The sequence below is a fragment of the Corynebacterium sp. LK14 genome, from assembly GCF_008042215.1.
Taxonomy (GTDB): domain Bacteria; phylum Actinomycetota; class Actinomycetes; order Mycobacteriales; family Mycobacteriaceae; genus Corynebacterium; species Corynebacterium striatum.
Window position 1 is genome coordinate 18057 of record NZ_NOVQ01000010.1, and the last position, 12449, is coordinate 30505.

Below are 12449 nucleotides of genomic sequence, written 5' to 3' on the forward strand. Positions count from 1 at the left end.
CTCTGAAATAGAATGGCTTACCATGTCGAATCTTCCTGCGCCCAAGGACCCACGGTGGCTGTTGAAAACCGTGTTTTCCCGGCGCGAGAAGACCATCCCCGCTGCGATCTTGATGTCGATATCGTTCGTGTGCAACGGTATGACACCCGTCATCGTCGGCCGTGCCATTGACGGCGCGATCGCCATCCATTCCTTCGACGCATTGCTGCGTTGGCTGGGCATTCTCGTAGCGATTTTCGCGCTCAATGCAGTGGCAGCTTGGTTTGCGCGGGGTATGTTCTCCCGTGCGATGCTCGAAGTGGGCCACGACTTGCGCATGGCGGTTACAGATCGCATTCAAGATCCGCGGGGCATCGGGGGCCGTGCGCGTACAGCCGGTGAGCTGCTTTCCATTGCCTCCTCGGATGCGAAACGCGTGTCCGAGGCCGTCATCATGACGGTGTTTCCCGTGGCTGAGGTCTGCTCGATTGTCTACGTGGCGATTGTGACTTCACGGGTCAACGTGCCCCTAGGCATTGCGGTGCTCCTCGGCGGGCCAGTGGTTGTGTGGATTTCCTTGGTGGCGGCCAAACCTTTGCGCTCACGGTCCGGTGCGCGGCAGGCGGCGCTGGCCCAGGCCTCAGCTACGGCGACAGATGTTGTACAAGGCCTGCGCATCCTGAAGGGCTTGGGTGCTATTGGCACAGTGCGCAAGCGTTATTCGGCGGTTTCTGACGCTGCTTATGAACGCACGATTGATGCAAACGGTGCGCAGGCACGCCTCAACGCGATAACGGAGGCAGTCGGTTCCATCTACGTCATTGCCGTGGCGATTGCTGCGGGAGCTTTGGCCGTAAACGGCACGGTGACAGTGGGCGAGTTGATCACCGTGGTGGGCCTGACGCAGTTTGTCATCACTCCAATGACGATGATGGGCAAAAACATTGCTTCCCGGTGGGCGGCTGCGCAGGCAAGCGGGCGGCGCATCACGGAGCTTTTGGACAGCCCGTTCCGTGCAGCCAGCACGCCTCAGGCTCCGCAGTGGGGACCTGGTCTCCACGTTGTAAAGGGCGCTGCGCCGGAAGAACTCGATGACCTACCACGTGAGCGCTTCTTGGTGGCACCCCATGCGGCTGACCTTTTTGCCGGCAGTGTTCAGTCCAATATTCATGAGGATTCCGCTGTGGCAGCTCAAGCGCTGCAGGTTGCGGCCGCCGAGGATATTCCGGGTGGACTGAGCAAGGACGTCGGGGAGAACGGTGGAGCCTTATCTGGTGGCCAGCGGCAACGCGTTGCGTTGGCACGTGCTATCGCAGCAGCGCCAGAAGTCCTGATTTTGCAGGATCCAACCACGGCCGTCGACTCCGTGACGGAGCAAAAGATAGCCGAGCGGGTCTCCCAAGCACGCGCGGGACAAACCACCGTGGTCTACACGAATGCGCCAGCGTGGGCAGCAGTTGCCGAGACAGTTGAGGCGCCGAGGCTTAGCGAACACACCGGGAAGGGGGAGTAGCCATGCGATTTCCTACTGCAACGTGGCCGCAGGTACGGCAGAAGGTTGCCGCTCATCTGCATGCGATTGCGCACGCTAAACGCCGCAGCTTTGTAGCCTTCCTCTTACTTATTGGCGGTGCGGTGGCGAACGTCTATATCCCTATCCTTTTAGGCCGGGTGGTTGATGCGGTGGTGTCGGGTGAAAGCGAGTTGCGCGGCCTCGCATGGATTGGCGTGGAACTCGTGCTCGTGGCGATAGCCTCGGCCGTGTTGTCCGCTGGCGGGTTCTACTTGCTCTCACGTCTTACAGAGAGGGTCATTGCGAATCTGCGCGAGGAAACCGTGGGCACTGCCTTGGGCTTGCCAGTCCACCGCGTCGAGGAGGCCGGGTCCGGTGATTTGGTCTCACGCTCAACAGATGACGTGAGTGAACTTTCCGCAGCGGTTACTGAGACGGTCCCGGTTCTGACTAGCTCGATCTTTGCGATTGTTACCACGGCCGTGGCTCTAATCTCCTTGGACTGGCAATACCTCTTGGTGGTGGCATGCGCGGGACCCATCTACTTTGTAGCGGCACGCAATTATCTGCGGCATGCACCGCAGCGTTATGCAAATGAGCGCGCATCCATGGCTGAGCGTGCGCGCAGGGTTTTGGAGACTATTCATGGCCGGGCCACGGTGCGGGCATATGCGATGGAGCCGCGGATGCGCAGCGGCATTAGTCAGGCCTCGCGTGCCGTGGTGGAAAACGGTTATAGCGCGCGCCGCACGATGATGGTCCTGCAGCTGTGGATTACCGCGGTGGAGCTGGTGATGCTTGGGGTAGGTCTCCTCGTCGGCTTCTGGGTCACCTCTAGTGGTGCGATGACCGTGGGTGCCGTTACCGCGGCAATGCTGATGCTCATTCGTCTGCGGGGACCGCTCATGGGGCTAATGCGAGTGCTCGACACGGTTCAATCGGGCTATGCCTCACTAGCTCGAATCGTTGGGGTGACGGTTAATCCGCCGCTTCCAATTCCGCCAGCTGGTGCGCCGCAGCCGCGGGGTGATGTTTCTATGCGGGGTGTTAGCTTCAGCTATGCCAGGAGCTACGACAGTGAGGAAAACACTGATGCGTGGGCAGTTGAAGACCTTGACCTTCATATAGCTCCTGGACAAACTGTGGCCCTCGTGGGAGCGTCCGGCGCAGGTAAGACCACCGTCGCTGCGCTTGCTGCGGGGTTGCGCGTTCCGAGTGCAGGCTCAGTGCAGGTTGATGGGATCGAGGTGTCGCGGCTTTCCGACGCCGAGCGAGTCGCCCGTCTCGCGCTGGTTTCCCAAGAGGTTTATGTCTTTTCAGGCACTTTGCGTGATGACTTGTCCTTGGCGCGTCCGAATGCCACTGACGAGGAGATGTGGGCCGCACTGCGCGGTGTCCAAGCAGACTGGGCAGACACCTTTGCTGATGGCTTGGACACCGTTGTCGGTGCGCGGGGAATACAGCTTGAACCGGTCGCGGCGCAACAGCTCGCTTTGGCGCGCATATTGCTGCTGGACCCTGCAGTGGTTGTCATGGATGAAGCCACGGCCGAGGCTGGCTCGGTCGGCGCGGGGGCTTTGGAGGCAGCTGCCGACGCTGTGACGGATGGCCGCACTGCGCTGATCGTTGCGCACCGACTGGATCAAGCTTCCCAGGCCGATTGCATCCTAGTGATGGAAAGCGGACGTGTTATTGAACGGGGCACACATAACGAGCTGCTAGATTCTAAGGGCCGATACTGGCAACTTTGGAACGCATGGCAGAAAGGACGTGACTAGCCCGTGCTCACTCCCAATGCCGTACTTAAAACTGCTGCCGTCTGTGCCTGCCTCTTTTTCCTGGCATCTTGTGCAACGCCTGCTCCGATAAAACCGGAATCGGCGTCGCTGTGGGATAAGAATTCTGAGCTCGGAATACCGGTGTCTGCGCCTTTTGATGGCCCAGAGCCAGGGGAAAGCCGCTCCATTAATTTGCCTTCTGGGCGTAACTTCATTGTGCACGTTCCGGAGAAATACGACACTGAGAAGCGCTGGCCGCTGGTGATGGTCTTCCACGGTTGGGGCGAGGAACCTAAAGCGATTGAAGGCTACACAGAGATGAATGCTGCGCAGGCCATTGTTGTGTATCCAGCTGGCGTCGAGAAGGCATGGACGCCAGCACCGTATGCCAAGACGACTGAGGAAGAAGACCTCAAATTCGTTGCGGATATGGTTGACAGTCTGCGCGCGACTTACGCTATCGATGACAACCGTATTTTCGCAGCTGGCTTGTCCAACGGCGGTGGCTTCGCAGCGTTCCTGGCTTGCCGCATGCCGGAAACTTTCCATTCGATCGCCACGGTTTCTGCTGCCTACTACGAGGGCATCCACAAGAACTGTTCCGGAGATCCAGTGGGGCGCCTTGACATGCACGGCACCGATGACCCAGTGGTGGAGTATTACGGCGGAACCCGCCACGGTACAAAATACGATTCGGTGGCCACGGTTATGGAGACCAACCGGAAGCGCAATCAGTGCACGACGGATGTCACAACTATGCGGCTGGTCAACAACGCTTTGCAACAAACATGGGTCGGCTGTAAAGCTCCGCTGCAGCACATCCGCATCGGCGGTGGATCACACATCTGGCCTGGTGGCCGCGTTGACGACAGAGCAGAGGTAGGACAAGGCTTTGCCACTGACCGCGTTTTAGACTTCTTTGGCGTTCCGGGTAGACCAGCAGGCACCGAGGATCCGGAGTCGGGTAAAAAGACCAGTTAGTCGTCTTGAACCGATGATGCTTGCAGCTGGAAGTGCCGGAAAGTGGCGCCCGGAACGGCGGAAACCCGGCCAACGCAGATTTCGGCCACGGTGCGGAAACCAGCAGCGTAGGCAGGGCCGTTCTGAGCAGTGGGCTGTGGCAATTGAACGAGATGGAAACTGCGGTTGCCAGAGTCTTCGGCGTTGAGCTCTAAGACAGCCTGGGCTGTGGTTCCTGAGCCCGCAAAGAAATCAAGGACCACAGCGTTGGGTCCACCGGCAATGGCTACGAGATGCTTGATGAGCCGGACAGGCTTGGGAAACTCAAATACTCCTTGAACACCCATGACATTTTCAGCGTCGCGTCGTCCAGCGCGGGTTACTCCGAAACGCTCCCCGTCCAAGATTGAACGGGGACGAGCCCCTTTCTTTTGATAGTTCTTGGTATAGACAAACCCCCGCCGAAAGACGAGCTGATCGTAATTCGCTGCGACCTTTTCTCGTCCCCACCGCCAGCGCGCGACCTTCTCCTTACCCGTGGGTTGGTCAGGCCAGTACTGACGGCCTTTCTCATCCGTAATGGGGAAGTCGAGGGTCGGCAGGTATCCCAGCGTCTTGGAATCTAGACGAACCAGTGAGTAGTTTCCGCGCTCGTCGCTGAAGTTATAGTTTGTTGATGTGTGCGCGCCCTCGTCCACATTGAAGCCAGGGTTATCTGGTGACTTGGCGTAACACAAAATGTATTCGTGCTCTACAACGGCATACTTCGAGTCATTCTTGCCGGTTCCGCCTTTCTTCCAAATCAGTTGCCCGGCGAAACAGTCCTCTCCGAAGATCTCATCCATGATTTTGCGCAGGTTCGCGCATTCGTCTTCACCAATCGAGACAAAAATGAATCCTGTCTCCTTTAGAATTCCTCTAGCTAGAAATAGGCGTGGGTACATCATGGAAAGCCATTCAGCGTGCCATTGTCCGTAACTTCCGGACCCCATTTTTCGCCTTCGGCGGTAATTGTCCGTGTAAACGAATTCTTTGCCTGTGTTATACGGCGGGTCGATATAGATAACGTCTGCCCTAAAGCCCTCTGAGCCGAGCACCTTGAGCGCATCCAGGTTGTCGCCTTCAAAAATAGTATTTGGAGAGTCTGATTCGCCATTTTGTGCCACCTTGTGTAGTGCGGTGGGTGTGTGAGCTAATTGGGCGGCGGAGTTCTTGCCTGGCCACACGAGCCCAAAGAATTCCTCGGTTGCTTGCGTAGCTGCAGAAGAAGACGAATCCGCAAAAGAGTGAAGCTCGGTGGGGGATGAGCTGTTTGTGGAGGGTGTTGGCATAGTCCGCGTAGTCCTCGGCTGTTATTGAAACTTTCGGTATTAACGATACTTTGAGCTCTACTAGGTGCCCGCTTAGGTTCTAGTTCCGAGGATTGCCCAAAACAAGTATCGGCATTAAATTCTTGACCTCTTACGGTAGCACCAGGAATCTTTGATCAAGGGTTTAACTAAGAAGATTTGCGGGAGCGAACTCACTTAAGAATTTTCTTATGGCAGGAAGGCATATTCGTATGTACGGTGGGACACGTGTTCGTTCAGCCAGTCTTGGTTGTAATGCGAGCATGTTGAATGTTAGAGCAAGAAACTTTAGTTGGAAAGGCTGAGGAATTGGGTATTTTTGATAAGGCTAAGGACGCACTCAACTCGGATAAGGGAGAGCAGATCTCCGATTCGGTGCTCGACAAGGGTGCAGAGGTAGCGCAGGGCAAGCTGGGCGAGGACAAGGCTGATCAGATCAAGCAGGGTCGCGACAAGCTGGATGACCAAATCGGTAACGCTGGCGCTTAAGTTTTAACTAGACATCTTCAGCCGTCACACCGGCTGTGGACAACAACGGCCCCCGTGGCATTAAGCCAAACGGGGGTCGTGATTGTTTATCTGGGCCTTTTGAAGAAAATGGGCTAAGTAGCAAAACGAATAGACTCCAAGCAGAATCTGCTTGGAGCCATTTTGTCGGACTAACAGGATTTGAACCTGCGACCCCTACACCCCCAGTGTAGTGCGCTACCAAACTGCGCCATAGTCCGCCGTCACGCCTTGAGGACGCAACGTGATTAGATTACATCAGTCGTATTCACTGTTTCCAATCGCCTAGATGAGCTGTTGTTTTAACTAAAAGTCACCGGAGCTATAGACCCATTTCCCGTCTTGACGGCGGAACTGAGAACGTTCACGTTGGGAACCTACTGCGGCGCCCTTATAGAAGGCCTCAAATTCCACAACACCGGTGGTATCGAGCGGCCCGCCGTCCTCTGTGTCGATTATGTCTAGGCGATAAAAGCGAATTCCATTGTCCTCTAGGTGTACTCGCTCAGGGCGGGTGTCTGGGTCCCAGGTCCTGAGCAAGTATTCCTCATCACCCGTCACAAAAGCAGAGAAGCGGGAGCGCATCAAAGCCTCGGCAGTGGGCGCGGGTTTACCACCGTGATACTGCCCGCAGCATTCACCGAAGCTGAGGCCAAGCCCACAAGGACAACGGGCTTCTGGGCTTAATGGATTGAGCACGATCATGCGTGTACATCCACGATGTGGGCAGCGCCCAGAAGCTGTTCTATTTCAGAAGTAGTCGCTGCTTTGAAAAGCTCCGCCTTTTCGTCGGTGCTTAGGTTACCCACCAACTCAATGCGGCGTTCAAAAGTCTTGTCATGAACGTGGGTGACGGTTACCTCGACGTCGTCAAGCGCCATGCCCTTGGCCGCCTGCTTGATGGACTGAGTACTAGCCGTTGCCAATGCGGACATGAGCAGGCCCTCAGCGGTGAAACCTTGGCCTTTGCCTCCCTGCTTCTTAGTGCGGTCCGCAGGGACAGAGAGGTCATTGTGGCGCACCACAACGCCGAACTTGGTGCCCACTGCAGGCTGTGCCTGGGCCGCGGAATCGTCAACGTGCGCTGGCACGTTCTCTGGAACAATAAATTGCTCGAACCATGCGCCGATAAGGTCCGCCGCACGTGCGGCAGCCCCCTGCTTGGTCACGAGGTGATCCGCCTTATCGAGCGCCACCAAAGACTTGGGGTAGCGAGTCTTAAGGAAGATGTTCTGTGCATTATCGATGCCCACGGTCTGATCGATCGGGGAGTGCAGGATCATGAGCGGCTTGCGCAGGTGGCGCAGGTACTCCTCTGGATTGGTATCAGCAAGGTCTTCAAGGAAGTGACGCGAAATGGTAAGCGCACGTCCACCCAGAGTGACCTCAACTTCACCGTTTGCGTCGACCTCACCGATTTTGTCTGCGTAGTGAAGCACGGAGTGTGCCGGGTCGAAAGGCGCACCGATGGTAGCTACTGCCTTGAGTGAGCGGATTCCGCTTGCCGCGGCCAAGGAAGCGGCGCCGCCGAGAGAGTGGCCCATCAGCAGCTGCGGTGCGGAATAGTTCTCAGCGAGCCATGTGGCGGCTGCTTGAATATCGGCCACATTTTGGCTGAAGCTGGTTTCTGCAAAGTTGCCCTCTGATTGGCCCAGGCCAGGGAAATCAAAGCGGAGGGTGGCTACGCCGAAGTTGGTCAACTGCTTGGAAACGCGGGCGGCGCCAGGCGTGTGGCGGGAGCCTGCAAAACAGTGCGCAAAGATGGCGAATGCTTGCGGCGCAGAGTCTGGAAAGTCGATGGTTCCCGCCATCATGGTTCCGGTGGAGGACGGGAGCTTCACGTTCACGGATTGCATAAATTCTAGGATATAGAGCCTTCGCCACATAGGCCACAGTGGGTTAGCTAGAGTCGAAAGAGTTAAATTAATTTACGTTAAGTCGTTGGAAGTAACGGAGACGAGCATGGGTGCATTTGGTTGGTTCTGGAAAGCCATGGGTGCGCAGTCTGAGCGAAACGATAAGAAGTCCAAAGCGATCGTTGAAAGCTCAAGTTCTGCCACGCAGGAGCTAGCCGCGCTTGACGACGCCGCGGTTGCCCAGGCCGCGCGCGACTCCGTGCGGGATGGTGAAATTGCAGATAAAGCCACATTTTTGGCGGCTCTTGCGGTGGCCAGTGAACGCACCCTGGGAATGCATCCTTTCATCGTACAGTCCCAAGCCGTGCTTCGATTGCTCACCGGTGACGTCATCCAAATGGCCACCGGTGAGGGCAAAACTCTGGTTGGCGCGATGGCGGCAACCGGTTTCGCGCTCACGGGCAAGCGCGTTCATCTTGTGACGGTCAACAACTATCTTGCAGATCGTGATGCTGAATGGATGCGCCCTCTGGTGGAGTTTTTCGGTCTGACAGTTAGCTCAGTTACCGAAAAGAAGACAGCGGATGAGCGTCGCGCGGCATACCTTTGCGACATCATTTATGCCCCCGTCAATGAACTTGGCTTTGACGTGCTTCGCGACAACCAGATCACGGATCGCTCCCAGGCCGTTCAGGCCCGCGCGGACGTGGCGCTTGTCGATGAGGCGGACTCCGTTCTGGTGGATGAGGCCCTCGTGCCTCTCGTCCTGGCGGGCAATCGCCCCGGTCAAGCCCCCACAGGCCATATCACCAACGTTGTCTCCCGCCTGCGTGAGGACCTCGATTACGTCATTGCTGAGGACGGCCGCACGGTAGCGCTTACCGAAGACGGCGCAGCACGCGTCGAGCGGGAGCTTGGCATCGATTCCCTATATTCCGAGGAAAACATCGGCACCGTGCTGGTGAAGGTCAACCTTGCGCTCCACGCCAAGGCGTTGCTGATTCGCGACATTCACTACATCGTCGCAGACGGCAAGCTGCAGCTTATTGACGCCTCCCGCGGACGGGTAGCGGACCTGCAGCGTTGGCCAGACGGACTGCAGGCGGCCGTCGAAGCGAAGGAAGGACTCGAGGTTTCCGAGGGCGGCCGTATCCTTGACACCATCACTCTGCAGGAGCTGATGCGCCGCTACCCGCTGGTGTGCGGCATGACCGGCACCGCAGTCGAAGCAACGGATCAGCTACGGCAGTTCTATGACCTTCACGTCTCGGTCATCGACAGGAACAAGGAGCTGCAGCGCTTTGACGAGGCCGACCGTATTTATGCAACGGTCGAGGACAAGTCCAAAGCAATCGTCGAAGAAATCGTTGCCATCAATGCCACTGGGCAGCCGGTGCTGGTAGGCACCCACGACGTGGCCGAATCTGAGGATCTTGCGGCAGCTTTGCGTGAGCGGGGCATTGCCGTGAGCGTTCTTAACGCGAAGAACGATGCCGAAGAGGCGCGGATTGTGGCCGAAGCCGGCGACATTGGGCGTGTAACGGTGTCTACTCAGATGGCAGGCCGCGGTACTGATATCAAGTTGGGCGGCGCCACCGAAGAAGATAGGGACAAAGTTGCCGAGCTTGGTGGCCTCGCAGTCATTGGCACCTCGCGGCATCGCACCTCGCGCCTGGATAATCAGCTGCGTGGTCGCGCAGGACGCCAAGGCGACCCAGGTCTGTCTCTGTTCTTCGTGTCCTTGGAGGACGACGTCGTCAAGCAAGGCGGTGGCGACGAAGCGCTGTCGGCGCAGCCGGATAAAACCGGCTTGATTCAATCGAAGCGTGTCTCTGACTTCGTGGCGCACTGCCAACGCGTTACCGAGGGCCAGTTGCTGGAAATCCACGCGCAAACCTGGAAATACAACCAGCTCCTAGCTGATCAGCGCATCATCATCGACGAACGCCGTGCAAAGCTGCTTGATTCCGCCCAAGCCTGGGAGGAACTCGAGCAACGTGCGCCGCAGCGGGCGGCCGAACTGGCAGAGGTCCCAGAAAGTGCTCGCATCGCCGCTGCGCGTGAAATCATGCTTTATCACCTGGACCTCGCCTGGGCAGACCACCTGGAACTCATGGATGATGTGCGTGAGTCCATCCATCTTCGTGCTATCGCGCGTGAGACTCCGATTGATGAATATCACCGTATTGCGGTGCGCGAATTCAAGGAGCTAGCACAGCGCGCGGTGGAGGAATCCGTGGATACCTTTAAGAAGGTCAGCATTGACGAAGCGGGGGCACACATGGAAGATTCTGGCTTGGCTCGCCCGAGCGCCACGTGGACTTACATGGTCTCGGATAATCCCTTGTCCGGCGTTGGAAATTCGGTACTTAAGGGCATCGGCAATATTTTCCGTTAACATAATTTACGAAACAAATAGGGTGACGATGCTCGCGCGCGCGGGCGAGTCGCTAATATGGAATAAGTCAACATGAATCCGACCATTCGGAGGTAAAAATGAGCGAGCAGACCGGAACCCCGGAACCGCAGGTAGAAACCACTTCTGTATTCCGTGCAGACCTTCTCAAGGAGATGGAAAACGGCGCCGCGGCGGGTAACGAGACCTCCGTTGCTGGTGCTGAGAACCTCTCTGAGGGGCAAGCACTTCTCGTTGTAAAGCGCGGACCAAATGCTGGCGCCCGTTTCCTTCTTGACCAGCCCACCACCACTGCGGGCCGTCACCCAGAGGCTGACATCTTCCTTGATGATGTCACCGTTTCTCGCCGCCATGCCGAATTCCGCGTGAATGAGGGCGAGTTCGAGGTCGTCGACGTCGGATCCCTCAACGGCACCTACGTCAACCGCGAGCCTCGCAACTCCCAGGTGCTGCACGTGGGCGACGAAATTCAGATCGGCAAGTTCCGTCTGGTTTTCATCGCCAACCAGTAATAACGAATCACGTTCGACCCTGAGAGAAGCACCAAGAGAAATATCGTGAGCGCAGCACAGTCCAACGCCGCAGCCCTGCGTAAAGGGGCAGTGAAGGCGAAGAAGGCCAAGACCATGTCGATCGGCGTCGTTTTGGAGCAGCTGAACAAGCAGTTCCCTGACGTTACCGTGTCGAAGATTCGCTTCCTCGAATCCGAAGGTCTGATCACGCCACAACGTACTGCGTCCGGTTACCGCCGCTTCACTCAGGAAGACGTCGATCGCCTTCGCTACATCCTGACTACTCAGCGAGACAACTACACGCCGCTGAAGGTTATTCGTGAGCAGCTTGAAGCCATGGATTCTGGTCAGGTTATGGCTATCGTGTCTGCGGGCAAGGCAGAAACACTTCTGCGCCCCGATCAGTTCCGTGCACCGGCCGTCACCCGTTTGACAGACGCGGAAGTTGCCGCCCAGGCTGGCTCCACTGAAGCAGAGGTGGCAAGCCTGGTCAAGGTTGGCCTCATCTCTCCGGATGCGTCTGGATTCTTTGACGCTGACGACGTCGCCGCGGTTTCTGCAGCTGTGGCGCTCAAGGCCTTCGGCTTTGAGGAGCGTCAGCTTAAGTCCTTGCGCAACAATGCTCGCCGGCAGGCTGACCTCATCGCGCAGGTTGCCTCCCCAGTGGCCAACTCCAAATCTGACACCGCTGCTCACCAAGCGGAGGAACTCTCCCAGCAGATGACCGCGTTGGTCGTCTCCTTGCACGCCACTTTGGTCAAGACTGACCTGCGCAACGAGTACAACTCTTAAACAGACTCGGGGACTCAAGACCTTCCGGCCCGCGGAGCTCACTTCTTGCGCTGGGCCTGCCACCACGATCGGCCCAAATGTGGGAGAGTGGAGAGTATGGAAAAAACTAGTCTTGAGTTCCACGGCATCCATGTAATGGAGCCGGAAAATGAACTATGCGCGTTGCTGCGTTGGGTAGAAGGAAACAAGATCCTCCCCGTGTGGCTTTCCCCGCTTGAGGGGTCGCGCGTCATGCAGCGCCTCGACGGATATAGCGAGACTCGCCCTAACACGCATGATCTACTCCTGGAGTTCATCGAAATGGCCGGCGGCGTTGGCTCGATCGAGATAGTCAATTACTACGAAGGCACCTTGATGATTGACATCGTCGATGAAACCGGGGAAGTTCATGACGCTAAGCTCACCGATGCGCTTGTAGTCTCCGAACACTTTGGAGTTCCAATCACCGTCGATCAAGAGCTGCTCAATAAAGTGTCGGTGTTTGTGACGGCAGATGACATGGAAGCCTACTTCGGTTTTCACTTTGATCCCCCCGTTCCCCCCGCTGCGGAAGAAGCAGGGAAAACCCTCGGCTCAGACAGCTCTGCTTCAGGAAATCCCCAGGCAGATGCCGATTTTGAGGCGATGATGCGCTCTCTAGGTGTGTCTGAAGAGGACTTTCTTGAAGAAAACGATGGAAAAGAAACTAATGACACGCGTGTGACTAATGATGACAATGGGGATAAAGAAGTCTAAAGTTGCACTAGAGAGTTTGGTCATGCCTTGCCCTTGACGGGGTCAGGGTGGT

Annotated in this window: 11 protein-coding genes and 1 tRNA gene; 8 read left to right on the plus strand and 4 right to left on the minus strand. The window is 57.0% G+C overall.

The window, feature by feature from the left end:
* Positions 1-22: 22 nt before the first annotated feature.
* The 3 genes from CHU71_RS06575 to CHU71_RS06585 are packed head-to-tail and all read left to right on the plus strand — an operon-like array spanning position 23 to position 4251.
* A complete protein-coding gene (locus tag CHU71_RS06575) occupies positions 23-1492 on the plus strand; it encodes an ABC transporter ATP-binding protein (protein ID WP_187272038.1) in 1470 nt (489 codons plus the stop codon).
* A gap of 2 nt (positions 1493-1494) precedes the next feature.
* On the plus strand, positions 1495-3270 hold the full coding sequence (locus CHU71_RS06580) for an ABC transporter ATP-binding protein (protein ID WP_147760561.1): 1776 nt from the start codon (positions 1495-1497) through the stop codon (positions 3268-3270).
* Positions 3271-3273: 3 nt separating this feature from the next.
* Complete coding sequence (locus CHU71_RS06585; protein ID WP_255456407.1) at positions 3274-4251, plus strand: PHB depolymerase family esterase; 978 nt, start codon at positions 3274-3276, stop codon at positions 4249-4251.
* Here the strand turns inward: CHU71_RS06585 and CHU71_RS06590 are convergent.
* On the minus strand, positions 4248-5561 hold the full coding sequence (locus CHU71_RS06590; RefSeq protein WP_187272039.1) for a site-specific DNA-methyltransferase: 1314 nt from the start codon (positions 5559-5561) through the stop codon (positions 4248-4250). The genes CHU71_RS06585 and CHU71_RS06590 overlap by 4 nt on opposite strands.
* A 327-nt stretch (positions 5562-5888) precedes the next feature.
* Here CHU71_RS06590 and CHU71_RS06595 point away from each other — a divergent pair, with 327 nt between their 5' ends.
* On the plus strand, positions 5889-6068 hold the full coding sequence (locus tag CHU71_RS06595) for an Rv0909 family putative TA system antitoxin (RefSeq protein WP_147760563.1): 180 nt from the start codon (positions 5889-5891) through the stop codon (positions 6066-6068).
* Between the two features lie 165 nt (positions 6069-6233).
* On the opposite strand, the gene CHU71_RS06600 is transcribed toward CHU71_RS06595, so the two are convergent.
* From CHU71_RS06600 to CHU71_RS06610, 3 genes are all read right to left on the minus strand, one after another.
* A tRNA-Pro gene (locus CHU71_RS06600) sits at positions 6234-6307 on the minus strand.
* 85 nt (positions 6308-6392) lie between these two features.
* Positions 6393-6791, minus strand: coding sequence for a YchJ family protein (locus CHU71_RS06605; RefSeq protein WP_034657491.1), 399 nt, complete (start codon positions 6789-6791; stop codon positions 6393-6395).
* Positions 6788-7942, minus strand: coding sequence for an alpha/beta fold hydrolase (locus CHU71_RS06610; RefSeq protein WP_070508587.1), 1155 nt, complete (start codon positions 7940-7942; stop codon positions 6788-6790). The genes CHU71_RS06605 and CHU71_RS06610 overlap by 4 nt, the downstream gene beginning before the upstream one ends.
* Positions 7943-8048: 106 nt before the next feature.
* Here CHU71_RS06610 and secA2 point away from each other — a divergent pair, with 106 nt between their 5' ends.
* From secA2 to CHU71_RS06630, 4 genes are all read left to right on the plus strand, one after another.
* Entirely contained in the window at positions 8049-10340 is a 2292-nt protein-coding gene (secA2, locus tag CHU71_RS06615) for an accessory Sec system translocase SecA2 (protein WP_100087856.1), read from the plus strand.
* A gap of 98 nt (positions 10341-10438) precedes the next feature.
* Complete coding sequence (gene odhI, locus CHU71_RS06620; protein WP_046646002.1) at positions 10439-10870, plus strand: oxoglutarate dehydrogenase inhibitor Odhl; 432 nt, start codon at positions 10439-10441, stop codon at positions 10868-10870.
* A gap of 45 nt (positions 10871-10915) precedes the next feature.
* Complete coding sequence (locus tag CHU71_RS06625; protein WP_005531459.1) at positions 10916-11662, plus strand: MerR family transcriptional regulator; 747 nt, start codon at positions 10916-10918, stop codon at positions 11660-11662.
* Positions 11663-11758: 96 nt separating this feature from the next.
* Complete coding sequence (locus CHU71_RS06630) at positions 11759-12397, plus strand: bifunctional nuclease family protein (protein WP_100087854.1); 639 nt, start codon at positions 11759-11761, stop codon at positions 12395-12397.
* Positions 12398-12449: the final 52 nt, after the last annotated feature.

What these genes read in the sequence shown, in the direction of transcription:
- CHU71_RS06605 (WP_034657491.1), bottom strand. Translation starts at nt 6,791, where the DNA reads ATGATCGTGCTCAATCCATTAAGCCCAGAAGCCCGTTGTCCTTGTGGG.
- CHU71_RS06610 (WP_070508587.1), bottom strand. Translation starts at nt 7,942, where the DNA reads ATGCAATCCGTGAACGTGAAGCTCCCGTCCTCCACCGGAACCATGATG.
- CHU71_RS06630 (WP_100087854.1), top strand. Translation starts at nt 11,759, where the DNA reads ATGGAAAAAACTAGTCTTGAGTTCCACGGCATCCATGTAATGGAGCCG.
- secA2 (WP_100087856.1), top strand. Translation starts at nt 8,049, where the DNA reads ATGGGTGCATTTGGTTGGTTCTGGAAAGCCATGGGTGCGCAGTCTGAG.
- CHU71_RS06575 (WP_187272038.1), top strand. Translation starts at nt 23, where the DNA reads ATGTCGAATCTTCCTGCGCCCAAGGACCCACGGTGGCTGTTGAAAACC.
- odhI (WP_046646002.1), top strand. Translation starts at nt 10,439, where the DNA reads ATGAGCGAGCAGACCGGAACCCCGGAACCGCAGGTAGAAACCACTTCT.
- CHU71_RS06580 (WP_147760561.1), top strand. Translation starts at nt 1,495, where the DNA reads ATGCGATTTCCTACTGCAACGTGGCCGCAGGTACGGCAGAAGGTTGCC.
- CHU71_RS06590 (WP_187272039.1), bottom strand. Translation starts at nt 5,561, where the DNA reads ATGCCAACACCCTCCACAAACAGCTCATCCCCCACCGAGCTTCACTCT.